At 37.6% G+C, this 24,905-nt stretch carries 26 protein-coding genes; 10 read left to right on the top strand and 16 right to left on the bottom strand.

The window, feature by feature from the left end:
* The first annotated feature begins 63 nt into the window (after positions 1-63).
* Positions 64-621 (top strand): acetate uptake transporter, encoded by a 558-nt coding sequence (locus tag HIPMA_RS00415; RefSeq protein ID WP_013681110.1) that lies wholly within the window; start codon positions 64-66, stop codon positions 619-621.
* A gap of 109 nt (positions 622-730) precedes the next feature.
* Positions 731-1,267 (top strand): helix-turn-helix domain-containing protein, encoded by a 537-nt coding sequence (locus tag HIPMA_RS00420; RefSeq protein ID WP_169309458.1) that lies wholly within the window; start codon positions 731-733, stop codon positions 1,265-1,267.
* Here the strand turns inward: HIPMA_RS00420 and rsmG are convergent.
* The 10 genes from rsmG to HIPMA_RS00465 form a co-directional block, all read right to left on the bottom strand.
* Positions 1,248-1,835, bottom strand: coding sequence for a 16S rRNA (guanine(527)-N(7))-methyltransferase RsmG (rsmG, locus tag HIPMA_RS00425; RefSeq protein ID WP_013681112.1), 588 nt, complete (start codon positions 1,833-1,835; stop codon positions 1,248-1,250). The two genes, HIPMA_RS00420 and rsmG, sit on opposite strands and share 20 nt — an antisense overlap.
* A complete protein-coding gene (gene mnmG / locus HIPMA_RS00430; RefSeq protein ID WP_013681113.1) occupies positions 1,810-3,696 on the bottom strand; it encodes a tRNA uridine-5-carboxymethylaminomethyl(34) synthesis enzyme MnmG in 1,887 nt (628 codons plus the stop codon). The genes rsmG and mnmG overlap by 26 nt, the downstream gene beginning before the upstream one ends.
* Positions 3,697-3,727: 31 nt before the next feature.
* A complete protein-coding gene (mnmE, locus tag HIPMA_RS00435; protein ID WP_013681114.1) occupies positions 3,728-5,089 on the bottom strand; it encodes a tRNA uridine-5-carboxymethylaminomethyl(34) synthesis GTPase MnmE in 1,362 nt (453 codons plus the stop codon).
* Positions 5,076-6,644, bottom strand: a complete 1,569-nt coding sequence (gene yidC / locus HIPMA_RS00440; protein ID WP_013681115.1) for a membrane protein insertase YidC — start codon at positions 6,642-6,644, stop codon at positions 5,076-5,078. The genes mnmE and yidC overlap by 14 nt, the downstream gene beginning before the upstream one ends.
* On the bottom strand, positions 6,631-6,885 hold the full coding sequence (gene yidD / locus HIPMA_RS00445; RefSeq protein WP_041324110.1) for a membrane protein insertion efficiency factor YidD: 255 nt from the start codon (positions 6,883-6,885) through the stop codon (positions 6,631-6,633). The genes yidC and yidD overlap by 14 nt, the downstream gene beginning before the upstream one ends.
* Before the next feature lie 16 nt (positions 6,886-6,901).
* Positions 6,902-7,240 carry a ribonuclease P protein component gene (rnpA, locus tag HIPMA_RS09885; RefSeq protein ID WP_013681117.1) on the bottom strand — a complete coding sequence of 113 codons (339 nt, stop codon included), beginning with the start codon at positions 7,238-7,240 and terminating at the stop codon, positions 6,902-6,904.
* A complete protein-coding gene (rpmH, locus tag HIPMA_RS00450; protein WP_013681118.1) occupies positions 7,228-7,362 on the bottom strand; it encodes a 50S ribosomal protein L34 in 135 nt (44 codons plus the stop codon). The genes rnpA and rpmH overlap by 13 nt, the downstream gene beginning before the upstream one ends.
* A gap of 87 nt (positions 7,363-7,449) precedes the next feature.
* The gene (locus HIPMA_RS08930; protein WP_013681119.1) at positions 7,450-8,469 is read right to left on the bottom strand and encodes a polysaccharide deacetylase family protein; all 1,020 of its coding nucleotides are present in this window, start codon (positions 8,467-8,469) and stop codon (positions 7,450-7,452) included.
* On the bottom strand, positions 8,466-8,819 hold the full coding sequence (locus HIPMA_RS00460) for a molybdenum cofactor biosynthesis protein MoaE (protein ID WP_013681120.1): 354 nt from the start codon (positions 8,817-8,819) through the stop codon (positions 8,466-8,468). Before HIPMA_RS00460 ends, HIPMA_RS08930 begins: the two co-directional genes overlap by 4 nt.
* Complete coding sequence (locus HIPMA_RS00465) at positions 8,812-9,726, bottom strand: KamA family radical SAM protein (protein ID WP_013681121.1); 915 nt, start codon at positions 9,724-9,726, stop codon at positions 8,812-8,814. Before HIPMA_RS00465 ends, HIPMA_RS00460 begins: the two co-directional genes overlap by 8 nt.
* Positions 9,727-9,764: 38 nt before the next feature.
* Here HIPMA_RS00465 and HIPMA_RS00470 point away from each other — a divergent pair, with 38 nt between their 5' ends.
* The 6 genes from HIPMA_RS00470 to HIPMA_RS00495 all read left to right on the top strand — a co-directional run bounded on the left by HIPMA_RS00470 (position 9,765) and on the right by HIPMA_RS00495 (position 16,402).
* The gene (locus HIPMA_RS00470) at positions 9,765-10,409 is read left to right on the top strand and encodes an ABC transporter ATP-binding protein (RefSeq protein ID WP_013681122.1); all 645 of its coding nucleotides are present in this window, start codon (positions 9,765-9,767) and stop codon (positions 10,407-10,409) included.
* Positions 10,394-11,152, top strand: a complete 759-nt coding sequence (locus HIPMA_RS00475) for an ABC transporter permease (protein ID WP_013681123.1) — start codon at positions 10,394-10,396, stop codon at positions 11,150-11,152. The genes HIPMA_RS00470 and HIPMA_RS00475 overlap by 16 nt, the downstream gene beginning before the upstream one ends.
* Positions 11,153-11,202: 50 nt before the next feature.
* Entirely contained in the window at positions 11,203-13,503 is a 2,301-nt protein-coding gene (locus HIPMA_RS09785; protein WP_013681124.1) for an NADP-dependent malic enzyme, read from the top strand.
* A 19-nt stretch (positions 13,504-13,522) separates the two neighbouring features.
* Positions 13,523-14,521 carry a TRAP transporter substrate-binding protein gene (locus HIPMA_RS00485; protein ID WP_013681125.1) on the top strand — a complete coding sequence of 333 codons (999 nt, stop codon included), beginning with the start codon at positions 13,523-13,525 and terminating at the stop codon, positions 14,519-14,521.
* Between the two features lie 61 nt (positions 14,522-14,582).
* Positions 14,583-15,131: a TRAP transporter small permease gene (locus HIPMA_RS00490; protein ID WP_013681126.1), complete on the top strand. Its 549-nt coding sequence runs from the start codon at positions 14,583-14,585 to the stop codon at positions 15,129-15,131.
* The gene (locus tag HIPMA_RS00495; RefSeq protein WP_013681127.1) at positions 15,128-16,402 is read left to right on the top strand and encodes a TRAP transporter large permease; all 1,275 of its coding nucleotides are present in this window, start codon (positions 15,128-15,130) and stop codon (positions 16,400-16,402) included. The genes HIPMA_RS00490 and HIPMA_RS00495 overlap by 4 nt, the downstream gene beginning before the upstream one ends.
* On the opposite strand, the gene HIPMA_RS00500 is transcribed toward HIPMA_RS00495, so the two are convergent.
* The 4 genes from HIPMA_RS00500 to HIPMA_RS00515 are packed head-to-tail and all read right to left on the bottom strand — an operon-like array spanning position 16,399 to position 20,846.
* Positions 16,399-16,950: a nucleoside deaminase gene (locus tag HIPMA_RS00500; protein ID WP_013681128.1), complete on the bottom strand. Its 552-nt coding sequence runs from the start codon at positions 16,948-16,950 to the stop codon at positions 16,399-16,401. The genes HIPMA_RS00495 and HIPMA_RS00500 overlap by 4 nt on opposite strands.
* A complete protein-coding gene (locus HIPMA_RS00505; protein WP_013681129.1) occupies positions 16,901-19,513 on the bottom strand; it encodes a CBS domain-containing protein in 2,613 nt (870 codons plus the stop codon). Before HIPMA_RS00505 ends, HIPMA_RS00500 begins: the two co-directional genes overlap by 50 nt.
* Positions 19,491-20,210: a 7-cyano-7-deazaguanine synthase QueC gene (gene queC, locus HIPMA_RS00510; RefSeq protein ID WP_013681130.1), complete on the bottom strand. Its 720-nt coding sequence runs from the start codon at positions 20,208-20,210 to the stop codon at positions 19,491-19,493. Before queC ends, HIPMA_RS00505 begins: the two co-directional genes overlap by 23 nt.
* The gene (locus tag HIPMA_RS00515) at positions 20,211-20,846 is read right to left on the bottom strand and encodes a 7-carboxy-7-deazaguanine synthase QueE (protein ID WP_013681131.1); all 636 of its coding nucleotides are present in this window, start codon (positions 20,844-20,846) and stop codon (positions 20,211-20,213) included.
* A gap of 109 nt (positions 20,847-20,955) precedes the next feature.
* Between HIPMA_RS00515 and HIPMA_RS08935 the strand changes: the two genes are divergently transcribed.
* Complete coding sequence (locus HIPMA_RS08935; protein WP_013681132.1) at positions 20,956-22,839, top strand: diguanylate cyclase; 1,884 nt, start codon at positions 20,956-20,958, stop codon at positions 22,837-22,839.
* Here HIPMA_RS08935 and dtd read toward each other — a convergent pair.
* Positions 22,833-23,288 (bottom strand): D-aminoacyl-tRNA deacylase, encoded by a 456-nt coding sequence (dtd, locus tag HIPMA_RS00525; protein ID WP_013681133.1) that lies wholly within the window; start codon positions 23,286-23,288, stop codon positions 22,833-22,835. The genes HIPMA_RS08935 and dtd overlap by 7 nt on opposite strands.
* Before the next feature lie 3 nt (positions 23,289-23,291).
* Positions 23,292-23,855 carry a hypothetical protein gene (locus HIPMA_RS00530; protein ID WP_148226544.1) on the bottom strand — a complete coding sequence of 188 codons (564 nt, stop codon included), beginning with the start codon at positions 23,853-23,855 and terminating at the stop codon, positions 23,292-23,294.
* A 50-nt stretch (positions 23,856-23,905) separates the two neighbouring features.
* On the opposite strand from HIPMA_RS00530, the gene rfaD reads away from it, so the two are divergent.
* The gene (gene rfaD, locus HIPMA_RS00535) at positions 23,906-24,847 is read left to right on the top strand and encodes an ADP-glyceromanno-heptose 6-epimerase (protein WP_013681135.1); all 942 of its coding nucleotides are present in this window, start codon (positions 23,906-23,908) and stop codon (positions 24,845-24,847) included.
* Positions 24,848-24,905 lie beyond the last annotated feature (58 nt).

Consider the following 24,905-nt stretch of genomic DNA (forward strand, 5'->3'; position numbering starts at 1 on the left):
TATAAATATAACTACAAACTTAATGGGAGTTAAAGTTTTATTTTATTTTAGTGGAGGTGGTTTATGGCCGAGGGAAAACTTGGTAATCCGGGACCATTGGGACTGGGTGGATTTGCTCTGACAACCTTTGTTCTCAATGTTCACAACGCCGGGTTGGTTCCAGCAGCTTTGGATGCAGCCTTACCGTTGGGTTTGTTCTATGGTGGTTTGGCTCAGTTGATTGCTGGTGTATTGGAAATGAGAACGGGTAACACATTTGGAATGACGGCGTTTGGTTCTTACGGTGCATTCTGGATCGCTTTGGCAAGCTTAGTTTATTTTGCAAAACTGGGTTTAGTTCCAGGGAATGCTTTGGGTCCAGCCATAGGTATTACACTGATAGCTTGGACGATCTTTACAACCATTATGACATTGTTGGTGTTCAAGAGTGGGCATACTACCGTCATTGTGATCTTTGTCCTGTTGGAAATTCTGTTTATCCTGTTAGTAATTGGTCATTATACCGGAAGCAAAGCTATTACAACTTTTGCAGGATATGAGGGCATCTTAACGGCCTTATCAGCTTGGTATGGAATGTATGAGGGTATTAAAGCTCAGTTTGATGTTATGAGCAACGAATAATGCTTGCGTAGGCATAGGATAGTGGGGGCTTGACAAAAAGCCCCCATTTTTTTATGCTTATGCCTGCGTTATTAATTAATTTTTTAGGGAGGATTTAAGAGTCATGAATATGGCTGAGAAGATTAAAAGCTACAGAAAGAAGCAGGGATTAACTTTAAAAGCGCTGGCTGAAAAGGTTGGCTGCACAGATGCATACATATCACAAATAGAAACGGGTAAAGCTGTACCGTCAATAAGCGTCTTACAAAAGATTGCACAGTCCCTGGATGTACAGGTTAGGGATCTTCTAAGCGATGAGCAGTCAAACGACAAGATCTTCCTAACCAAAGAAGAAAGAACTCAAATTATATACCCCGGTAGCCATGTTTATGCTGAGTTGCTTGTAGCTAAAATCTCCAATAAAGCCATGGAGCCGCTTTATAAGGTTGTTCCAGTGGGATGTGATTCAAAAGGCGAGCATAGACACACAGGGGAAGAGTTTGGCTATATTTTAAAGGGTAAGCTTGAGCTCAGGGTTGGAGATCAGGTTAAGGTTTTGGGCCCGGGTGATAGTTTCTATTTCTCATCAACCCAACCCCACTCTTATAAGAATGTGGGTGATGTTGATGTTGAGACCATCTGGGTTGTTAGCCCGCCTGTTCTGTGATGATATAGAGTTTTGCGCAGTGCTGCTTGAACAGAATCTCCCCTTTTAATTCTAAAGGAAGGTGGTTGTCTTTGGCTGTTAACCAAAAAAGATAACCACCTTTTATTTTTTTTCTAATCTCTTCTATTAACGGTTTTATGTTTAAAGCTCTTGCTGTTATTACATCGCACTCTATTGGGTTGTTTATCTGTTCTATACGTTTGTTTATTATATTGCATTTTAGTTTGAGTTTTGCGCATATGTAGTTTAAGAATGCTGCCTTTTTGTTATTTGGCTCGATCATAATTACATCGAGTGATGGTTTATATATTTTTATTACAACAGCAGGGAAGCCTGCCCCTGAGCCTATATCCACAACAGATAGGTTGTTATCCCTGAAGAATTTAAAAAACAGCAGAGAAGGAGCCACAAGATGATTTACTATGTTTTCTTCTCTTTTTGATATGAGCGCTATGTTTTTATTCCATTCTTGGAGCGTTTCTATATAGGTTATTAACTTTTCTGTGCCATTTTGGGGTATATCTACTTTTTTAAAGACCTTCTCAAGCCGAGTTTTTAAATCCTTCATTGTGCTTTTTTAAATAGATCATGAGTATCGAAATGGCAGCTGGAGTTACACCCGATATACGCATAGCCTGACCTATTGATGTTGGCTTCACCTCCATAAGCTTCCCTCTGACCTCATTGGATAGCCCTCCGACTTTTGTATAATCAAAATTTTCAGGTATTTTCATATTCTCATATTTTTTGAATTTTTCTATCTGCTGTTTTTGTAGAGTTAGATAGCCTTCGTATTTTATATCGATCTCTACTTCTTGTTTTATGTAGTTATCTAATTCCTCAAGCTCTGGCAGAAGCTCTCTTAATTTGTCGTAGTTTACCTCAGTTCTCCGTAGAAGTTTTGCTAAATCCGTTTTTGTTTTTATTATCTCAGTACCGAGTTCTTTTAATTTTTTATTTGTATCCTCTGTAGGAAATATGTGAGTAGTTTTGAGTTTTTTTATGGTTTCTTCTATCTTGGTCTTTTGCTCCTGAATCATTTCAAACTCTTCTTTATCCAGCAAGCCGGCCTTGAATGATTTTTCAGCTAACCTTAAGTGTGTGTTATCCTCTCTCAAGATGAGTCTGTATTCAGCTCTGGATGTAAACATCCTATAAGGTTCTTTCGTACCTTTTGTGACCAAATCGTCTATCAAAACACCAGTGTAGGCCTCATCCCTTCGCAATATAAACGGTTCTTTTTCCATTAAGTAGAATGCAGCGTTTATACCTGCCACAATACCTTGGGCTGCGGCTTCTTCATATCCGCTTGTACCATTAATTTGGCCTGCTAAGAATAAACCCCTAATCTTTTTGGTTTCTAATGAATGTTTAAGTTGGGTTGGGTCAACAAAATCGTATTCTATTGCATAACCAGGTCTCATTATCTCGACCTTTTCAAGGCCCTTTATGGTGCGCAAGAAATTCAGCTGAACCTCATAGCCCATTGATGTATGAAGTCCATCTGCATATATCTCGGTGGATTTTTCATCTTGAGGCTCTAAGAATATCTGGTGTTGCTTTTTCTCAAAAAATTTCACTACCTTATCTTCAATAGAGGGGCAGTATCTTGGGCCTACAGACTCGACCATGCCGCTGTAGAGGGGTGATTGGTCTAAGTTTTTGAGGATTACCTCATGGGTTCTTTCATTGGTGTAGGTTAAATAGCACGGCACATTGGGTCTGTTTAGCTGTTTAGTCCTAAAGGAAAATGGTACCGGATCATCATCGCCCGGCTGAGGTATCAAGGCGTCAAAGTCTATTGTTCTTGCGTCAAGCCTCGGTGTTGTTCCTGTTTTTAGCCTGCTGACCCTTAAGCCAAGGCGGCGCAAGCTGTCGGAAAGTTTTCTTGATGGCGGCTCCCAGGCTCTTCCTGCTTCATACTCATTTAGGCCTATGAATATCTTGCCCTTCATGAAGGTACCTGTTGTTACGACCACAGCATTGCAGTAATACTCATTGCCTAAATGGGTTTTTACACCCACAACCCTGTTGTCTTCAACGATTATCTCATCAACCGTTTCCTGTTTTATGTCTAAGTGATCCTGTCTTTCCAGTGTGTATTTCATCCTGAGTTTATATGCTGTCATGTCAGCCTGCGCTCTACTTGACCATACAGCAGGCCCTTTGCTGCGGTTGAGTATTTTGAACTGAAGCCCGGTTTCATCTATGTTGCGCGCCATCTCACCACCAAATATATCAACCTCTTTAACAAGGTGTCCTTTTGCAAGTCCACCTATTGCGGGGTTACAACTCATTGCGCCTATGGAATCCAGTGCTATTGTTAAAAGCAATGTGTTCAAGCCTAGTCTTGCATTTATCAATGAGGCCTCACAGCCTGCATGCCCTCCACCTATTACGATTACATCGTATCTTTTGGGATAAATCATCTTTTCACCTCTGAATGTTTCATGTGAAACATTATTTACCTATACAGAATTTTTTAAACATTACGTCCAACATATCCTCGTTTGTTATCTTTCCTATTACTTCATCTAAATAATCCGTTAAAGCCATAAAGTCAACGCCTATTAAGGCAGGGTCTATATCGTTATCTATATCATTTTTTAGTTGTTCGCACATCTGTATTGCTTTTTTTAGGCTTTGTTTTTGAGATGCATTTAGAGAAACGATTTGGGAGTCATCAACCCCACCAAGGGCTATGTTTGATAAGGTCTTTTCGAGTTTATCCAGTCCCTTGCCGCTTTTGCATGATAATTCTAAAAGATGCTCAAATGGTAGGTTATCTTTATTAATCTTTATGCCTAAATCTGTTTTGTTTAGAATTGCTATGATGGGCTTAGCTGATGATTTCAACCTTTCTATGAGTTTTTTATCCTCCTGAGTTAGATCGTTTGAGCCATCAAATATGGCAAGTACTATATCTGCCTCATCAATTGCCTTTAGGCTTCTTTTTACGCCGATTTTTTCGACTGTATCATTGGTTTTTCTTATGCCTGCAGTGTCAAGTATAGAAAACGGTACACCGTTTATGTTAAATTGCTCTTTTACCACGTCCCTGGTTGTGCCTGGTATGTCCGTTACTATAGCCCTCTCTGAGCCTGTAATGAGGTTCAGCAGGCTTGATTTTCCTACGTTTGGCTTTCCAACCAAGGCTAATATCACACCCTCAAACAAATGATTGCCGAATTCCGCAGCCCTTAAAATTTGCTTTAGTTTGTTTTGTATGTCGCTTATAGTTCTTATTTTCTCCTCTGTAGATACATCACTTAAGTCTTCTTCTGGGTGGTCTATTCTAACCTCGTTTTCTGCCATTAGATAAAGTATCTGTTCTCTTATTTCATCGAGTTTTGAGGAAAAATTACCCTGAAGTTGGCGCTGGGCAACATCAACTGCCCTTTTGCTTTTTGCCGATATAACCTTGGCTACAGCTTCTGCTTGAGATAGGTCTAATTTGCCGTTTAAAAATGCCCTTTTTGTAAACTCACCCGGTTGAGCAAGCCTTGCTCCAGCTTCCATTACACGCTCAAGAACACTATTTAAAACTACCAACCCACCGTGACAGTTTATCTCAAATGAGTCTTCTCCTGTGTATGAGTGGGGGGCTTTGAATATAGATACTAAAACCTCATCTAAAACCTTGCCTTGCTTGTCTGTTATATGACCGTAATATAGCCTATTTGCTTTATAGGGTGGTTTTTTTGTAAAGATTTTCTCAAGCAGTTCTAAACAACCTTTGCCTGAAACCCTGATTATGCCTATTGCTGCTTCTGTATAACCTGTGGCTATGGCTGCTATTATATCTTCATCATGTTGTGGCATGTTTTTGTTTTTTCTCTTGGGCTTTCAGTATTTGAGAGTCTATGAACTGCTGAGCTATCGTTAATAGGTTGTTCGTTGCCCAATACAGAACAAGACCCGAAGGGAATCCCATAAACATAAATGTGAATATTAAAGGCATGAACATCATTATCTTCTGCTGTGTGGGATCGCCGGTTGCAGGTGTTAGTTTCTGTTGAACATACATAGTTAATCCCATTAATATAGGTAGGACATAGTATGGGTCTTTTGAGCTTAGATCTGTTATCCACAACATAAACGGAGCTCCCCTGAGCTCAATTGCGTTTAGTAGAACATTGTAGAGTGCAAAGAATACAGGTATCTGGATAACAACGGGTAGACAGCCTCCAAATGGATTTACCTTGTGCTTTTTGTATAGTTCCATTGTGGCTTTGTTTAGCTGGTCTGGCTTGCCTTTGTATTTTGCTTGCAGTTCTTTGAGTTTTGGCTGAAGTTTGGCCATCTCCTTCATCGATTTAAATGATTTAAAACTCAATGGATAGAAGATCAATCTTATGAGGAATGTAAGCACTATTATCGCAACGCCATAATTACCAAAGATAGAGTAGAGCCAGTTTAGAACATAGAGAAGGGGCTTTCCAATAAATCCAAACATGCCAAATCTAATGATTTTATCCAGTTTATGGTCAACTGCAGCGATTGTTTCTTTGCTTTTTGGCCCTGCATATATCGTAAGCTTTGCCGGTGATTCTAAATTCACATACACGTAATTTCCGTCGTTGAGCTTTGTGTATCCAGCCAATAAGGAGTTACTGTTTTGAGGTAAAAATGCAAAGCAGAAGTATTTACTCTCCAATGCTATCCAGTGTATATCCTCATCAGGCTTAATTTTTTTATCTGTTCTTATCTTGTCGTTGTCAACTAAAGCAACCGCACCTAAGTGTGAATATTTTGCTTTTTGCAAATCGCCAAGGTCTGGACCTGCATAGACAGAAAGTTTTGCTTTGACCGGTTGGTTATTTTTTAGAACCCTTACATTAAAATCAAAGGCATAATCACCATCCTTAAAGCTAAAGGTTTTTATAATTGTGTAGTTGTCGTTGGATTTTTTTAAGATGAGCTTGAAGTTTTTATTTAATTTTGAAAGTTCAACCCTATAACTGTTGGGTTTATAGGGGGTGTTTTCTTCCATATCTTCTAATTGTCTGTTTTCAAAAACCGTCTCTAATGTGTTGTAGTAGCCGCTACTTTTCACAAGTTCGACATTGGCCTTGTTTATGCTATACTTTTTGAGTGTAAGCTCTTTTATTGAGCCGTTTAAAGAGGAGATTTTTAGTATGTAGTTGTCTGTTTCTACTGTTATAAGTTTTTCTTTTAGGTCTGTTTGCTTTTTAGCTGTAGTTTTGGCTGTCTGCTGCAGTAATTGTTGTTTGTGGTCTACCTGTTTAGCTTTAGTAGCGTTTGAGTTTTTTGGTGTTGGTTGTTGTTTTGGTAGAAAAAAATAAGTGTATGCTGTTATAAGTATGGTGACAACCAGAATAGCCATCAGTATCCTTTTTTCGTTATTCTCCTTCATTGTCTCTCCTCTTAAACTTAAATGATTTTAGTTTAAATAGCGGCTCATTTGGTGGATCATACCCGCCAGCGCTCCACGGCCCGCACCTTAAAATCCTCCATATGGACATCATGCCACCCTGTATGGGGCCAAACTTTTTTATAGCCTCAATGGAGTAGTTGGAGCATGTGGGGTAGAACCTGCATGAAGGTCTGGTTAATGGGGAAATAAAACGCTGGTATAGCTTTATTAGACCTATCATGAAGCTGGATATAGCCTTACTTATTGGGTTCATTCTTAAGCTTATTTAAAAATAAATTTTGCATCCTTTGAAAATCTGCTTCTAAAACAGCCTTTCTTGCTATCAAAACAATCCAAATATTGTTTGGTAGAAAGGGTTGAGATAGCCTTACTATTTCCCTTAGTCTCCTTTTTGCTCTGTTTCTCTTTACGGCTTTACCAATCTTTTTGCTTGCTACTACCCCTACTTTTAAGTTTTCCTTGTCCTTTAAGGTAAATAATACAAAAAAGGGCGTAACTACCTTTCCCCCTTTTTCATATACTTCTTTGAATTCTTTTGAGGTTAAGCTTTTGTAATGTTTCTTTAAACTGACAATCTCTTTCTACCCTTAGCTCTCCTTCTGGATAAAACCTTCCTTCCACCGGCTGTTTTCATTCTTGTCCTGAATCCGTGGGTTCTTTTTCTGGGTTTATTGTGTGGCTGAAAAGTTCTTTTCATTCTCCTTACCTCCTAATCGTTTTGGCAAAAGGAGTATATATAAAAATAGCAAAAAATCAACAGTTTTAGTTTATCAGTGTTGTTCTGTTAATCGTTTTTTATCCAGACCATCCAGAGGGTTTTATAGGTTATGCCGTTTCTTTTTGCCATTACACCTATACGCTGCTTGGGGATTGAGAGTTTTTCCTTCATATTGATGTATGCTAAGTTGCCCTTTAGTTTTGCTTTTTGCCAGCCCAATTGGGTTGTATATATCTTGAAGCTATTTTTATCGTATAGTGATGCATTGTCTATTACCGCACCTACCATCTTCAGGTTTTTGTTTATACTTCCCGCCTCAGGTATGCGTTTTTCTACAGGTAAATATCCCTCTTCCAGTACCTCTTTGAAATGTTTCATACTAGACCAATATTTACCCAAGATAGGTTGGCGAGGTATGAGCCATAAAGGTGTTTTTTTGCCTGCGGCTGTTGCATCCTGGGTTAAGATAACCTCAAAACCCATACTTTTAGCTGCTTCTATGACTGTAGTGTTATAATCACCATAAGGTATGGCAAATGCGTATGGTTTATAACCAAAATGTTTTTTAAAGAAATCTATGCTCTTTTTAAGGTCGCTAACTATCCAGTTTTTGTATTTATTAGCTGGAATGTTCTTTGGTGGATTTGTAAAGCGAGGATGGGCATAGCTGTGAGATTGGAAATCTACCCCGTATTTTCTCATCTCTTCTATTTGTTTTAGCGTTAGATAGTCTGGATAGTGTTTCTCTATGGCTTCGGTTGGTAGAAATACAGTTATTGGATAGTGATATCTTTTTATTATAGGAAAAGCGTTTTTGTAAATGCTTTTGTATCCATCGTCAAATGTCAAGACCACACACTTGTCAGATAGGCTTTTGTGTTTTTTTAGTTTATCAACCAGCGTTTTTAGTGGCATTACTTTATATCCGTGCTCTTTTAAATACGCCATCTGCTCTTCGAACAGTTTGATTGATACATTTGTAGATGGTGTCCTGTTGTCTCCTACTTTATGATAGATTAGAATGACACATGCATCAGCTTTAATCCATAGCAATGTGAAAAATAATATGACAATCAATTTTTTCATTCTTCAGCCTCTTTAACAATTTCGTTTTTTATAGTTTCTATTGTTTGCTCAAATAGAGGCAGTAGGTCTTTTCTGCGATTTCCAGCCATTATTACATACATAATGTCATCCCCTATGTTTAGTTTGCCTTTGTTTATCCAGATTATGCTTTTTTCTATGTAATCAAGAGCGTTTATCCTCTCTATAAGCTCGTCTAATTTCTTTTCGTCGTAGCTTACAATCATCTGCTTGATTGGTTTGCCGTTTTTTGATGTTGCCCTTACAACGCCATTGTGAACTAAGATCATACCTAAATTGCCCTTATTTGACTCCTCTTTTATTTTTTTTAACTCATTATTTAAATCAAACATCTGTGTAATTTATCTCCTTTCCTTCAAAATTTTTGAATGTAAAGATGTTACCGTTTCTTTTTATTATCCTATTTGGTTCAAGTGTTACTTTGCCGTAGCCTGAAGGCAAATCAAAGGAGAAGGTTGGCATGCACAATCCGCTAATCTTACCCCTGAGTTTTTCCATTAAACTTAAAGCTTTATCTATAGAAACCCTAAAAATCCCGTTTCCTACAGCCTGGTCACAGCCAAATAGGTAATACGGTTTTATACCAATATCTACAAGGCTGCAGAATAGCTTCTTCAGCGTTGTCTCATTGTCGTTAATGTTTTTTAGTAAAACCGTTTGGGATACGATAGGTATGCCACTATCTAAAAGAAGCCTTGCCGATTTTTTAAATTCATCGGTTATTTCATCTGGGTGGTTTATGTGTGCTGCTATCCATATGGGTTTGAATAGCTTGAGCATTTCTGCAGTCTGGTTGTCTATTCTTATAGGTAGAGAACTTAGAACCCGGCTACCTATCCTTATGGTAGATATATGTTTAATCGACCTTATAGCAGTAAGTATCTCAGCCAATTTTTTGTTGCTTAAAAAAAATGGGTCGCCCCCAGAAATCAACACCTCCCTTACATTTTTTGTTTTTTTTAGGTAATTTACGCTTTCCTCTAAGCTGAACCCCTCAAATGATTGCCAGTTGTTTTTTCTGAAGCAAAATCTACAGTAAGCAAAACATTTGTTTGTTACAGTTAAAACAACCCTGTCGGTATATCTATGTATAAGACCTTTGGCTTTTGAGTGCTTTTTTTCTCCCAGCGGGTCTTTGTTGCCGTTTAAAAATAGCTCCCCTTTTGAAAAGCAGAACTGTGATTTTATGCCTTTTTTATGTATGATGCCACAGAGATAGTTGTTTAATTTTACACTCATAGCTTGAATTAGTATAATTTTGTTAAAGGGTAAATGCAATGATTTTGAAGTTAGAACATCTCGTTATAGGTTTTAATCAAAAGGTGTTGTTGAATAAGATCGATGCTACCTTTAATGTTGGGTTTAATCTCATTGTGGGTGAGTCTGGATCTGGTAAAACCACGCTTTTGAGAACTATAAATCTGCTTATAAAACCTTTGGGCGGAAGGATGTTTTTTGAGGACTTGGATATACTATCTATGAATGAAGTTGCATGGCGTAGCAGGTGTATCATGCTTCCCCAGGGAAACTACTTCTTTTCACAAACCCCTATGGAGTCCATAGAAATGGTTTTCTCTTTTAAGGCGCACAAAAACAAAAAAATTGATAAAGAAAAATTACTCTGTATTGCTAAAAAATTTAATTTGAAAGAAAGAGTATTGCAGGAAAGCTCAGCTAATCTTTCTGGTGGTGAGCGTCAACGTATAGCACTCATAAGAAACATTCTGCTTGACCCGGAAGTGGCTTTATTTGATGAGCCAACCTCTGCTTTAGATATCAATACAGCAGAGACTGTTTTTAGTTACCTAAAGGGGTTTTGCAAGAGTAAAGTGTGTTTGATTGTTTCACATGAAACAATAGCTGAGAAATTTGCCGATAAGATTTTTACGATAAAGGATAAAGCTTTATGGTTAAATCGATAGGGATTTACGGCTTTATAGCTTCCTATTTCTTGCTGCTGGCTGTTTTGACTATCTCTTATAAAGAAAGGCTAAAACTTGAGAAGGATATCTTGATTTCCTTTGCCAGAATGAGCCTTCAATTGTTTGCTGCAGGCTTTGTTTTGATTTATCTGTTTAAATTAGATAATATTATTGTTAATGTAGTTGTGTTCACAGTTATGGTGGGTTTTGCTTCAAATATCTCAATAAGCAGAGCTAAACTTAAAGGTAAGGGAATAGGTTTATTTGTTTTTTTATCTATTTTTGTATCAGCTTTAGTTGTACTCGTGTTTGTTTTTGTGGGTATTATACGCATGAATTATCCGCATGCGAGGTATTTTATACCGCTTGCAGGCATGATAATTGGCAATTCAATGAACTCAACAGCTATAGCGGCTGAGAGGTTTTTCTCAAAGATTAAGGACAATAAACCTGCTATAGAGGATTTACTGTGTATAGGTGCAAATTGGGATGAGGCTTTGGCTTTTGTAAGAAGGGATTCTTTAAAAGCAGCTCTTTTGCCTTCATTAACATCTGCAAGTGGCATGGGCATTGTATTTTTGCCTGGTATGATGACAGGCCAAATTCTCTCCGGAGTTAACCCGAAAGAGGCGGTTTTTTACCAGATTATGATTGTAATAGCTATAGCAAGCGTTGTCTCTTTATCCAATTATATAATGGTTAAGATGGTGTCAAAAAAATTAAATTTATTTGACAGTTTTTAATTTTTAAAATATAAACTATTGGTTAGGAGTTTAGAAAAGGAGGTTGATTGATGTCTAACAGTAGGTTAAGAGAAGAAGCTTTAAAGTATCATCTTGGTGACAGGGCTGGTAAGATAGAGGTAAGGCCCACAAAACCTTTAAAAACCCAAAAAGACCTATCTTTAGCTTATACACCAGGTGTTGCAGAGGTGTCTTTGGTGTTAGCTGAAGACCCAAAAACCGCCTATAAATATACTGCCAAGGGTAATCTTGTTGCTGTTGTATCAAATGGAACAGCGGTTCTGGGTTTGGGGAATATCGGTGCTTTGGCCTCAAAACCTGTTATGGAGGGTAAGGGAAACCTATTTAAGACCTTTGCCGATATAGATGTTTTTGATATTGAAGTTAATGAAACCGACCCGGATAAATTAGTTGATATAATTGCATCGTTGGAGCCAACGTTTGGAGGAATTAACCTTGAAGATATAAAGGCGCCTGAGTGTTTTTATATTGAGGAGAAATTAAGAGAGAAGATGAATATACCTGTATTTCATGATGATCAACATGGAACGGCTGTTATAAGTGGAGCAGCTCTTCTAAACGCTTTGGAGATAACAGGTAAGGATATATCAAAATGTAAACTTGTAGTTAACGGTGCCGGTGCTGCAGGTGTTGCCTGTGCAAAATTCTACATGACGCTCGGAATAAGAAAGGAAAACATTATAATGTTGGACTCAAGGGGCGTAATATATAAAGGCAGAGAAGCCGGCATGAATAAGTACAAAGAGTTTTTTGCGGTAGATACAGATGCAAGGACTCTTGAGGAGGCTTTGGAGGGTGCGGATATTTTTCTTGGCGTTTCCAAGGCCAATGTTTTGACTGAAGAGATGGTTAAGAGAATGAGTGATAAGCCTATAATATTTGCTATGGCGAATCCAGACCCTGAAATTACCTATGATAGAGCAAAAAACGCCAATCCTAATGTGATTATGGGCACAGGAAGAAGCGATTATCCAAACCAGATAAATAATGTTTTAGCATTCCCGTTCCTTTTCAGGGGTGCTTTGGATACGCTTGCAACCCAGATTAATGATGAAATGATGATGGCGGCAGCAAAGGCTTTGGCTCAACTTGCCAAAGAGGATGTGCCAGAAAGTGTTTTGAAGGCTTATGGAGTTGAGAACTTGAAGTTTGGCCCTGAATATATCCTGCCCAAGCCGTTTGACCCAAGGGCGTTGTTTTATGTTGCACCGGCTGTTGCTGAGGCTGCAATAAAATCTGGTGTTGCCCAGATAGATGAGAGTGAGTTTGACCTTGAGGAGTACAAAGAGCAACTGAGAGAGAGGTTGGATAAGACCAAATCCGTAACACGCTACATCTATAACAAGGCAAAATCTGATCCAAAGAGGGTTGTCTTCACAGAAACGACAGATGCAAATATTTTGCGCGCAGTAGAAAGCAGTTTGGAAGAGGGTACGGTAAAACCAATCTTTATCGGCGCGAGGAGCTTTACAAGAGAGGATGTTGCAAAGAGGATAAAAGAGCTTGGCTTAAAAGAAAGTATGTTGGATAAGATTGAGTTTATAGACCCGCTTTACTACGATAAGACTCAAAAATACGCAGAAATGTTATACGAAGATAGGAAGAGAAAGGGTATTACAAGGAAAGAAGCTACCTATATTATGGAGCACAGGCCAAACTATTTTGCCGCTATGATGGTTAAAAATGGCGATGCTGACTCTATGATAATAGGTGAAACATATAATTATCCTGCCGGCGTAAGGCCTGTGTTGACTGTTCTTGATAAAGAAGAAGGTAGCGTGGTGGCTGGTCTTTATGTAATGATAATCAAAAACAAGATTTATGTATTTGCTGATACTACAGTAAATATAAATCCTACGAGTGAAGAATTAGTTGTTATAGCAAAAGAAGCAGCTTGTTTCTATGAGGACTTGACCGATAATAAGGCTGTTGTTGCTATGTTATCTTTCTCTAATTTTGGTAGCAATAATCAAGAAGAGGCAAAAAAGGTTAGAAGGGCTGTAGATATATTGAAAGAGAAACACCCTGAAATAGTAGTCGATGGAGAGATCCAGGCTAATGTTGCAGTTGATAGGGATTTAATAGATCAGTTTTATCCATTTAGTGATTTAGCCAATAAAAATGTTAATGTTTTGATATTTCCTAATCTTGATGCTGCAAATATAGCGTATAAACTACTCTACAAGATGGGTGGCGCATATCCTATAGGTCCTATTCTTGTCGGATTGAAGCAGTCTGCCCATGTACTTGAGATGGGTTCAACATCTTCGATGATTCAGGATATGATCGCTATAGCTTCGTTTGATGCTCAAAGAAAAGGTTGTAAATAATTTTTTAGGAGGTGCTTTTATGAGGAGAGGTTTGCTTGCTTACTTGGTAGCTTTTGTGGCTGTGTTTGTCTTTAGTGTCGCAGCCATGGCTAAACCTATTGTAATTAAGTTTAGCCATGTTGTTGCTGTGGATACACCTAAAGGCCAGGCCGCAAACTACTTTGCCAAGATTGTCAAAGAAAGGACACACGGCCAGGTTATCGTAAAGGTTTACCCAAACGCTATGCTTTATGGTGATAGAGCTGCTGTTGAAGCAGTTCAGATGGGAACTATTCAAATGGCTTGTCCTGCAACAGCTAAATTTACAGGGTGGTTGCCTGAGATCCAGTTATTTGATCTTCCATTCTTATTTAAAAACTCCGAGCATTTGCACAAAGTTATGGATGGGCCAGTCGGAAAGAAGGTTTTAAACCTCTTTAGAAGAAAGGGTCTTTTGGGTTTAGCTTATTGGGATAATGGATTTAAGGTACTTTCCAATAACAAGCATCCAATCGTTCTTCCAAAAGATTGTAAGGGTCTAAAGTTTAGAATCATGTCTTCAAGGGTTTTAGAGGCTCAGTTTAAGGCCTTGGGTGCAAGTCCACAGGTTTTACCGTTCTCTGAGGTTTATTCGGCACTCGAACAAGGTGTTGTTGATGGTTGTGAAAACCCATGGTCTAACCTTTACACAAAGAAATTCTATGAGGTTGCCCCATACACCACAGAGACATATCATGGTTATTTAGGCTATGTTCTTATTACAAATGCCAAATTCTGGGATAGTCTTTCTCCAAAACTGAGAACTATCTTAGAAGGTTGCGTAAGAGATGCTACAGCTTATGAAAGAAAATTGGCTGATGAACTTACAAAAAAACAGAGGGCTTTAGTTTTGAAGGATCCAAAAGTAAAAGATGTTGTTCTTACGCCCGAACAGAGGGAAGCATGGAGAAAGGTTCTTGTTAAGATATATCCTAAATTCTACAAAACTATAGGCAAAGATTTAATTGAAGAGGCAATAAAAGAAGGGAATGGCCTCTAAAAGCAAAAGCAAGGGGGTTTCTTGCCCCTTTGCTTTTTTTAGTAGGGGGAGGTAGAACAAAATGATGGAAACAATAAAGAAGATAGATAGAGTGCTTGGGGCAATAGATAAAACCTTGATGGTAATACTTGCTTCATCTGCTACTATATTAGCCTTTGTTAATGTAATAGCAAGATATGTATTTAGTTCAAGTTTGGTTTGGGCAGGAGAACTTACAACTTATCTGTTCATTTGGATGACTTTATTTGGTGCAAGCTATGGATTTGAAATAGGTATGCATATGTCTTTTGATGCGTTGGTTAAGGCATTGCCTCCAAAGTTATGTAAATTCGTCACTTTAATAAGTGCATTAGTTGTGTTTGGTTTTTTAGTAATGTTGACTATTTTGGGTATCGATCTTGTTAAGTTCGATTATATGACCCAGCAGGTTTCAATAGACCTCCAAATCCCGTTTTGGATTATATATCTGGTTGTGCCTATAACTATGGCCACGGCATCATGGAGAGTTTTTGTAAGGCTTATAGAGATACTGCAAACACCAGGTGATAAACTTAAACAGAGGGTTGGTTCTGATCTTGAAAAGGCAGAAGAGGAGGGATTAATAGAATGACTATTTTGATGGTAGCTGCTCTGTTATTTCTGTTTATAGCTATAGATATCCCTATAGCCGTGGCTTTAGGTGTAACTGCTACATTTGGTATATATTTTATTGCGGGTTTACCGCTCATTGCTATTGCTCAAAAATTATTTACCGCTTTAGATAAATTTGCCCTTATGGCTATACCGTTTTTCGTTTTGGCCGGAGCGTTTTTATCTGAGGGTGGAACAGCAAAGAGAATAATAAAATTTGCCCATACAATGGTAGGTCATCTGCCTGGCGGCTTAACTATGACATCAATTTTGGCCTGTGCTATTTTTGCAGCCGTTAGCGGTTCTGGTCCTGCTACAGTTGCTGCTATTGGCTCTATAATGATTCCCGCAATTAGAGAAGCGGGATATTCTGATACATTTGCTATAGGTTCTATTACAACTGCTGGTTCTTTAGGTATTCTTATACCTCCATCTATTGTGCTAATAGTTTACGGTGTTACGGTAGATCAGTCTATAGGCGATCTGTTTTTGGCAGGTGTAGTTCCTGGAATAGTTATTACTATGATGCTGATGATTCTAACTTATGTTATGGCAAGAAGAGCCGGATTTAAAAGAAGTAAACCAGCTCCTGTTAAAGAGAAGCTCAAGGCTTTTGCAAGTAGTTTTTGGGCTTTGATGCTTATAGTTATAATTATAGGAGGAATATACTCAGGTATCTTCACCCCAACGGAAGCAGCGGCAGTTTCTGCAGTCTATGCTTTCTTTGTAGCTAAATTTATCTATAGGGATTTGACCTGGAAAGAAGTTCCTCAGGTTATATTAAAAGCATCGGCTACAAGTGCAATGATTTTATTTATTATAGCAAACGCTATGCTTTTTGCTTACTTCTTAACGATAGAGCAAATACCCCAGCAGCTTTCTGAAATGATTATCCAGGCACATGTTAGCAAGATAATGTTCTTAGCTGGAGTCAATGTTCTTTTGATAATCTTCGGTGCTTTTATGGAGCCATCAAGTATAGTAATGGTTACTGCCCCGCTATTTTTCCCCGTAGCTATGCATTTGGGAATTAATCCAATTCAACTCGGTATTATTTACACAATAAATATGGGTTTAGGAGAAATAACACCGCCTGTTGGTTTGAACCTATTTGTTGCAATGGGTATAACAGGCAAAAGTATAGAGTATATAACAAAAACAAGTATACCTTGGTTTATTACTTATCTAGCAGGATTGTTGCTTGCTACTTATATACCTCAATTATCTTTAGTTATTTTCAAAATATTCTAAGGGTTGTAAATAACACCGTTGAGTTCTTTATAAGAAACTAATACCTCGGCGGCCTTATCCTTTAGGAGGCCGCCTTCCACTATAATTCCTTTATTTTTCAGATAATTCCAGGATGCCTCAAATACAGGTCCCTCGTCAAATCCTATATTTCTTGCAGCGTCTGAGTATGCGCCAAACACTACCCTCTTTATTCCACTCCACAGGATTGCACCTAAACACATGGCACAGGGCTCAGATGATGAAAATAGCTCAAAATACCCTGCCTCAGATAGACTGTAGGTTTTTAGTTTTTTTTGAGCCATAATAAATGCCACAATCTCTGCATGAAGTATAGATAGCTTTTCTTTAGTGACAAGATTTACACCGCAAGAAACGAGTTTTCCTTCTTTTGAAAATATAGCCGCACCAAACGGTCCCCCGCCATTTCTTATGCTCAATTTTGCAAGTTCTATGGCAAATAGCATCTTTTCTTTATCTTCTTTAAATATTTGGTTTAATTTACATCTGTCTGTTAGCCAATTCGGAAGATTTATCTTTATTGTTTGCATTTTTATAATTCTCCTCTATGTATTTTATTGCCTCGATTTTGTCTTTTATCTTTCCAAGTAGTTGTTGCTTGAATATATCGTTTATCATTTGTCCGAATATTTTTGATGGTTTAAATCCAAGTTTTATTAAGTCTTTACCTTTGATTATCGGCTCTCTGTGCATCAAATCCTCAAGATATCGTATGAGCCTTTCCTTTTCTTTTGTTAGCGGATAAAGAGCCAAAATGCCCTCTAAAGGTATTTTGGATAAAGCTTCATATATTTCAAGATCATTTACGTTTTTTTTTGATAGAATTCCGTTTGCTATAGGTATCTTTTTTGATGTATTTTTTACAAACTCGTAAGTTTGATCGTCAGCACCCACAGCTTTTGAGAAGCTTGTGGATTTTCCGAATAGGTATTCAAGTAGTATAAGAAATACTCTCTCTCTTTTTATTTTTTTGTTTTTGCAAAATATTGAGCAACTCTTTACAATCTCTTCAGCCTCATCTATATAGCTGAGTATTCTATCGTCTATTATAAGTTTATTATCGAGCGTCCTTATAAGCCTGTAGCTCTTCAGCATTTCAAAACTGCTCTTGACATTATCATTGTTGAGTATGTGAACAATTTCATTGAATATACGTATCTTTTCAACCTTGTTTACAATGCCAAGTTCCACGGCTACCTTTATTAATCTGTCAGTTTGCTGGCCTATGTCGAAGCCGAGCCTTGCGGCAAATCTCACAGCTCTGTACATTCTTGTTGGGTCATCAACAAAGCTCAGCATGTGCAATACTCTGATTTTTTTGTTTTTTATATCGTTGAGGCCGCCAAAGAAATCCAACAGGTCTCCAAACTCATCGTGAAGTTTCATAGCCAATGCGTTTATAGTGAAGTCCCTCCTATACAGGTCGAGTTTTATTGAACTTTTCTCAACTACTGGTAGAGCACCTGGTAAATCGTAATACTCCTCTCTTGCTGTTGCTATATCTATACGCATTCCATCTTTCATAACCAGTGTTGCGGTTTTGAAGCGCTCGTGTGTTGCTACTTTAGCTTGTTTTATTTTTGCAAACTCTTTGGCAAAAACTATTCCATCACCTTCTATAACAATGTCTATGTCTAAATTTTCCCAGCCTAAAATTATATCCCTGATTATTCCGCCTACAAGATAGGCGTTGTACCCCATGCTTTTTGCAAGTTCTCCTATTTCTTTTAAGTATTCTAATGCGTTTTTCGGCAAGGTTCCTTTTACCCTTGAGCTTATATTTTGTAATTTTAGTGGCTTTTCCCTATTTATGGTTTCGCTTAATATCTTTAGTAGATTTGTTCTTGTTATAACTCCTACGAGTTTTCCTCTTTCCAATACAGGTATGAGCCTTTGTTTCTCATCGAGCACTATTCTTTTTATGTTGTTGAAGTTCTCTTCTACGTCGACAGTTTTGATTTCTGTATTCATGAATAAAGAAACGGTTTTTTTGTGCATATTGTGAAATATTGCTTTATTTATAACCTGCCTTGTTATTATTCCCATGACATCACCTGTCTCTTTGCAGACTACTACCAGGGCATTCATACCGCTTTTGGATATTAGTTCATTGACTTTTTCTATAGAGTCTGTAGCATATACAAATTTAGGCGGAAAGCTCATGATATCTTTGGCTTTTATTTGTCCCAACAGTTCCTCTTTTATAAGTTGACTGAGTTTTTCTGTTGTGTCGATGAGTGTAGCATCTTTTATTGTTGCACTTGCGGCTTGAGGATGCCCCCCTCCTCCAACCTCTTTTAGTATCCTTGATACATCTATCTCTTTGTCATTTGAGCGCCCTATGATGTAGAGTCTTGAGCCCATCCTAAAGACTGCAATGGCAGCATCAAGCCTATCTATGTTTATTAATTTTCCTACAAGGTTTGAAACATTGGCGACATATTCATCTAAGGATGAAAACGACAGACCTATTCTTTTTTTCCCTATCTCGTAAATACGTTTGTTTTTTATTAAATCGTTGAGAATTATTACATCGGTTTCTGTTAGTGCTTCTTCCAATACCTCTTTAACAGTTTCTAAATCTGCGCCTTTTTCTAAAAGAAAAGCAGCCGCCTTTATATCATTAGGTGTTGTAGAGGAGAATGTAAGTCTTCCCGTATCAGCGTAGATGCCAAGCATAAACAGAGTCGCCTCTTCTTCATCTATCTCAATGCCGTTTTTAATTATCTTCTCAACAAGCTGTGTTGTATTTGCACCGTATTTTACAAGGTGTGTTTGTTCACATGCAAGATCGCCTTCTTCGTGATGGTCATAGCAAATGATCTTTGCCTTTTTCAATAAAGGTCTGTATTTGGGCTCGATCCTTTTGGATGAGTGTGTATCGACAACTATTAGGGTGTCTATGCTATTTAAGTCTACATGTTCTGCCTCTTCTAAAAACGGGTAAATCAAAGATTGAAGAATAAACTGAGCATTACCCTTACCGTGGAATTGTGGGAACAAAATTACAGCATCAGGGTATAGCTTTTTAGCCGCAACGCAACTCGCTATGGCATCAAAGTCTGGATTCTTATGGGCTGTTATGGCCTTCACGCTTCAATCTTACCAAAAAATCATCCTCTAAACCAGCTTCTTTGAAGCCCTTGGCCCTTAGAATACATGCATCACACTCACCACAAGGTATGCCATCCCCTGAATAGCAGGAGTATGAATAGGAGTAATCTGCGCCGTGCTTTTTGCCAAATAGTATGATCTGTGCTTTATTCATCTTTAACAGGGGTGTCAATATTTTAAACGTTTTTCCTTGGCTACCTGCCTTTGTGCCGTAGTTTATAGCCTTTTCAAAGGCAGTTAGAAAATCATCTCTGCAGTCTGGGTAGCCTGAATAGTCCAACATATTCCATCCGCCTATGATGTTGTAAATCTCGTTTTTTTCTGCCAATGCGGCTGTAATTGACAAAAACACGCCGTTTCTAAACGGCACATAGGTTATGGGTATTTCTGAGGATATCTTCTCTTCATCTCTATTTTTTGGCACATCTATTGAGGGGTCAGTTAATGCACTTCCGCCTATCTGAGATAGATCTATTGAAAAGTAATGGCTTTTTATGGTTTTATTCTTTATTCTTTGGGCTAATTCAAGTGTTTTTTTTGAGAAATCTACCTCTATGGAGTGTCTCTGCGCGTAGTAAAATGTAATTGTGTGAACCTCGTCAAACTCATCCAATGCCCAAAATAAACACGTTGTTGAATCAAGTCCGCCTGAATATATAATTACAGCCTTTTTCATCTAAACCCCCTTCTTTTGACCGTATAGGATTTTATGTATCTGCGGAATAATCCTGATGTTGTAAGGAATATCTTTGAGCTTTTCTATTATTCTAACTGTTTTTTTTATGTAGCTTTCCATTGAGTCGTTCAACCATACCGGTTGAAACGTGGCCTCTTTTAAACCCAATTCTTCCATCAATTCAAGCTCTTTTGTAAAATTTTCATCCACAACAAACTTAAACTCGATGCTTATGGAGTATTTTATTAAGCTTTTCAATACATCTAAATTAATAGCAAACATTTTTGGACTTACAACTATATGTGAAAACAAATTGATACTTTTTTTTGGAAACAGCGTTCCGTTGGTTTCTAAAAAATAGGAGTAATTGTTGTATTTTTTCATAAAATACGCCATGAAGTTATCTTTCAATGTCGGCTCACCGCCTGTAAATATAATGTTCTTTGCAGGAAACCTGCTTATTTTTTCGTATATCTCATGTGCATTCATTGGATTTTTGCAGCTTAGCGCATATTTTGTGTCACAGAAAGGACACTTTAAATTACAGCCGCATAACCTTATGAATATGGCTTTATAACCAATTTTTGAGCCCTCCCCTTGAATGGAGTAAAATATCTCACTAACATCTACAATCATCAATTACATTTTATAGAAAACGCCTGTTTTTACAAGTTTTACGCATTTTTTAGTTGACAATAACTTAATAATTTATTAGGTTTTGCAAAAATAACCAAAGGGGCTTGATATGGAAGAATTGAAAGGGTGGTTTTTTTCACGGAGCATAAAGTTTAAAATTTTGTTTTCTTATCTTATTTCGATAATTCTAATAGGCATTATAGGTTATAGCTACTACGTGATGGGTAATATAAAATCTATAAAAAGGGAAGCTGCTATATATAGGAAGAATCTTGAGGATAACCAAAAAAAGATGGTTAGAAATGTAGTTAATATAGCATTAGATGGCATAGATAAATACTATGATGCATATAAGAATAAAGAGATGTCCGAGGAAGAGGCAATAAAAAAGTCAATAGAGTTTATTAATGCTATAAGGTACAATATAGGGAAAAACATAAATGTTTATGACTATGTATGGATAAACACACTTGATGGCGTTATGGTGCTTGATCCTCCAAAACCTGAGCTCAATGGTAAGAATGTTTGGAATTTCAAGGATAAAAACGGCGTTTATCTATTTAGAGAGATGGCGCGCGTTATAGAAACACAGGGTGGCGGGTTTGTTGAATATTGTTGGCCTAAACTTGGTTCAAATAGTAAGGGTTGCTACCCGAAGGTATCCTATGTGGGGTATTTTTATCCTTGGAAGTGGGTTGTTGGCAGCGGGTTTTATTTGGATGATTTAGATAAGGCTGTTGATGGGTTTTTAAAAAGAAAAGAAAAGGATATGTTCATAACAACCGTAAATAGTTTAATAGCAGGGGGTCTCATCTCTGTTGTTGCGGGTTTCGTTTTCTTTTTTATTGTGTCTTGTATTACAAATAGATTGAGAGAGGTTGGGGAACTTTCAAAAAAGCTTGCCGAAGAGGAGGTCTCCCCCCAACTCAAGCTTCCATATAAGGGTGACGATGAATTGGGTATTTTAGTTAAAAACTTTAATGATTTTATAGACGAAAGCTATAAGCTGATGCTATTTAAGAAGACCATAGAGGAAGATGTGGATGTAAATGCTGTATATAGAAGGTTGTTTGATCTTCTTAAGGACGATTTTGGTATACGGCAATTTAATGTTTACGAGGTTAACAATAGCAAAAGCTCAATGAAGCAAATCATTGTATACGAAACAGAAAAAATGGCCTGCAAACAGGACATACTTCTAAGTTGCAATCTATGTAGATGTGTTAGAACGGCTAAAGAAGTGGATTCATTTGTTGAGAAAAATGTATGCCTTAGCTTTATAGAGCATGACAAAAACCATGTTTGCATACCTCTTCTTGTTGGCGGAACAGTTGGTAGTGTGGTTCAGTTGATATTTGAAGAGAAGCAGAAAACTAAAGAGATAGAGAAAAAAATAAAAAGAGTCAAGGTGTTCCTAAAAGAGGCTGCCCCTGTTATAGAGGCCAAGAGACTGCTTTCTCAGCTTAAGGAATCTACCATGAGAGACCCCCTCACCGGGCTTTATAACAGGCGGTTTCTTGATGAGTTTGCAGCTACATTCTCAGCCACAGTAAAGCGCAGAAATACACTTGCCGGTATACTGATGTGCGATGTAGATTTCTTTAAGCAGGTTAACGATGTTTATGGGCATAATGTAGGTGATGAAGTGTTAAGGGGTGTTGTAAGGGCTATAGCAAAGAGCATTAGGGAATCAGATATCGCAGTGAGGTTTGGTGGTGAGGAATTTTTAGTACTCCTACAAGATGTGGATGAAAAGAGTGTGCTTGAGATAGCAGAGAGAATAAGATCAGATGTAGAAAAAACAGAAATTACAGTTCAAGGGAACGTTATAAAAAAGACCTTAAGCATAGGCGTATCGATATTTCCCAAGGATTCAAAAAATCTGTGGCAATGTATAAAATTTAGTGATGTTGCTATGTATAAAGCAAAAGAAGCCGGTAGAAACAGAGTTGTTAGATTTGAGCCTGATATGTGGACAGAGGAGAGTTACTGAAGATTTTCCTTTGAATCTATGTATATAGTTACCGGACCGTCATTTATTAGCTTAACGTCCATATGAGCTGCAAAAACCCCTTTTTGTGTAGGCAGATTATGTTCTGTTTTTAAAAGTCGGACAAATTCATTATAGAGTTTTTGGGCTTTTTGGGGCTCTGCTGCGTAAAAGTATGACGGTCTGTTACCCTTTTTTGTATCTGCAGCTAATGTGAATTGGCTTACAACTATACAGGAGCCACCCATATCCTTAACCGATAGGTTAAATTTACCATTTTCATCTGAGAATATACGCATATTCGCTATCTTTTTTGCAAGATATTCAATATCCTTTTGGGTGTCATCCTTGCATACACACAAAAGTATTAAAATGCCTGTCTCTATTGAGGCAACAACCTTTCCATCTACTACTACACTTGCCTGTTTTACCCTCTGTATAACTGCCCTCATTTTTTACCTCATCAAGAGCTTTAAGCTATTCAGTGGCTTACCTATATAAGCTTGAACTTCTTTTAGTAATTTATTTTTTAAAACCCTTAAAAATGCAGCAGTTGCCCTTATTTGATTGTTTTTTTCTATTTGCAGGAGTAGGTTTCTTTCTTCAAAATTGAATTTTTTTTCATCAAATATGCCGTTTTTTTTGAGAAAAATATAAAAAAAGAATATAGAGGCCTTTTCGTTGTCTGTAATTTTGAGTCTGTTTAGGCCCTCTAAAAGCAAGCTTAAGCCGCTATTTGACCGGTATGTTACTTCCAGGATTAACATAGCAAGGGATAATCTTAGAAAGGAACCTCTAATAGAGTTGAATCTGTCGATGATATTTATAGAGTCAACAATTAAGTAGTTTTTAAATTGGTTTTTTATTTTACCCTCAACCTCCATATATGTAAGAGTGTCTACTTCATTGTGCCTGCCGTAAATTATTAAATCAACGTTGCCGTCATCCTTTATAGCCTTTACATAGGTTTTATTACCCATATCAACGCAATATGAGCTAATACACTTGAACTTAAACATACTTATTTATATACTTTTTAAAATTTAGTGGCAAAATTTTTGGAGGGTTTATGATAGTTGTAACAGGCGGTGCGGGTTTTGTGGGCAGTAATGTTGTTAGAGGATTAAATAGGGCTGGTTTTAAAGATATACTCATTGTTGACAACCTATCAAACTCTAAAAAGCATTTGAATCTCAATACACTTGATTTCCTGGATTTTGTGGATAAGGGTGAGTTTTTGGACAATTTAGATAAATTTGGCAAGATAGATGTTGTATTCCATCAAGGTGCTTGCTCCAATACCCTTGAGACAGACGGTAGATATATGATGAAAAATAACTATGACTACTCAAAGTCGCTTCTCAACTACTCATTAAATAAAGGTATACGATTTATATATGCATCAAGTGCATCCGTTTACGGACTTGGTAAGAAGGGGTTTAGCGAGGATAGGACAAACGAATATCCCCTTAACATCTATGCATTTTCCAAATTTCTCTTTGATCAGTACGTAAGAAGGGTGGCTTTTGATAGGGATACTCAGGTTGTTGGCTTGAGGTATTTTAATGTCTATGGCCCCAATGAACACCATAAGGGAAAAATGGCGTCAGTGGTTTACCATTTTCATAATCAGATACTGGATGATGGTACTGTAAGATTATTTGAAGGGAGCGAGAATTTTAAGAGGGACTTTGTGTTTGTTGATGATGTGGTTGATGTGAATCTCTTTTTTTATGAAAACGCAAACTTAAGCGGTATTTTTAATGTTGGAACAGGTAGAGCGGAGAGTTTTTTGGAGATTGCTCAAATCATGCAGGAGTTATATTCCAATGTGAGGATAGAGTTTGTGGAGTTTCCTGAAGAGCTCAAAGGCAAGTATCAGGATTTTACAAAAGCTGACCTTAATAAGTTGAGGTCGGTGGGTTATGAGAAAGAGTTTACATCACTGGAGGAGGGGGTAAGAAGATACGTTGATGTTTTAAAATCCACAGAGGGTGTATGGGTGGATTGATGCAGTAGATAAATCAGAGCCTTTGTGATTATTATAGGCCCCTTAGCTTCTATCGTTA

Source organism: Hippea maritima DSM 10411 (assembly GCF_000194135.1).
Lineage (GTDB): Bacteria > Campylobacterota_A > Desulfurellia > Desulfurellales > Hippeaceae > Hippea > Hippea maritima.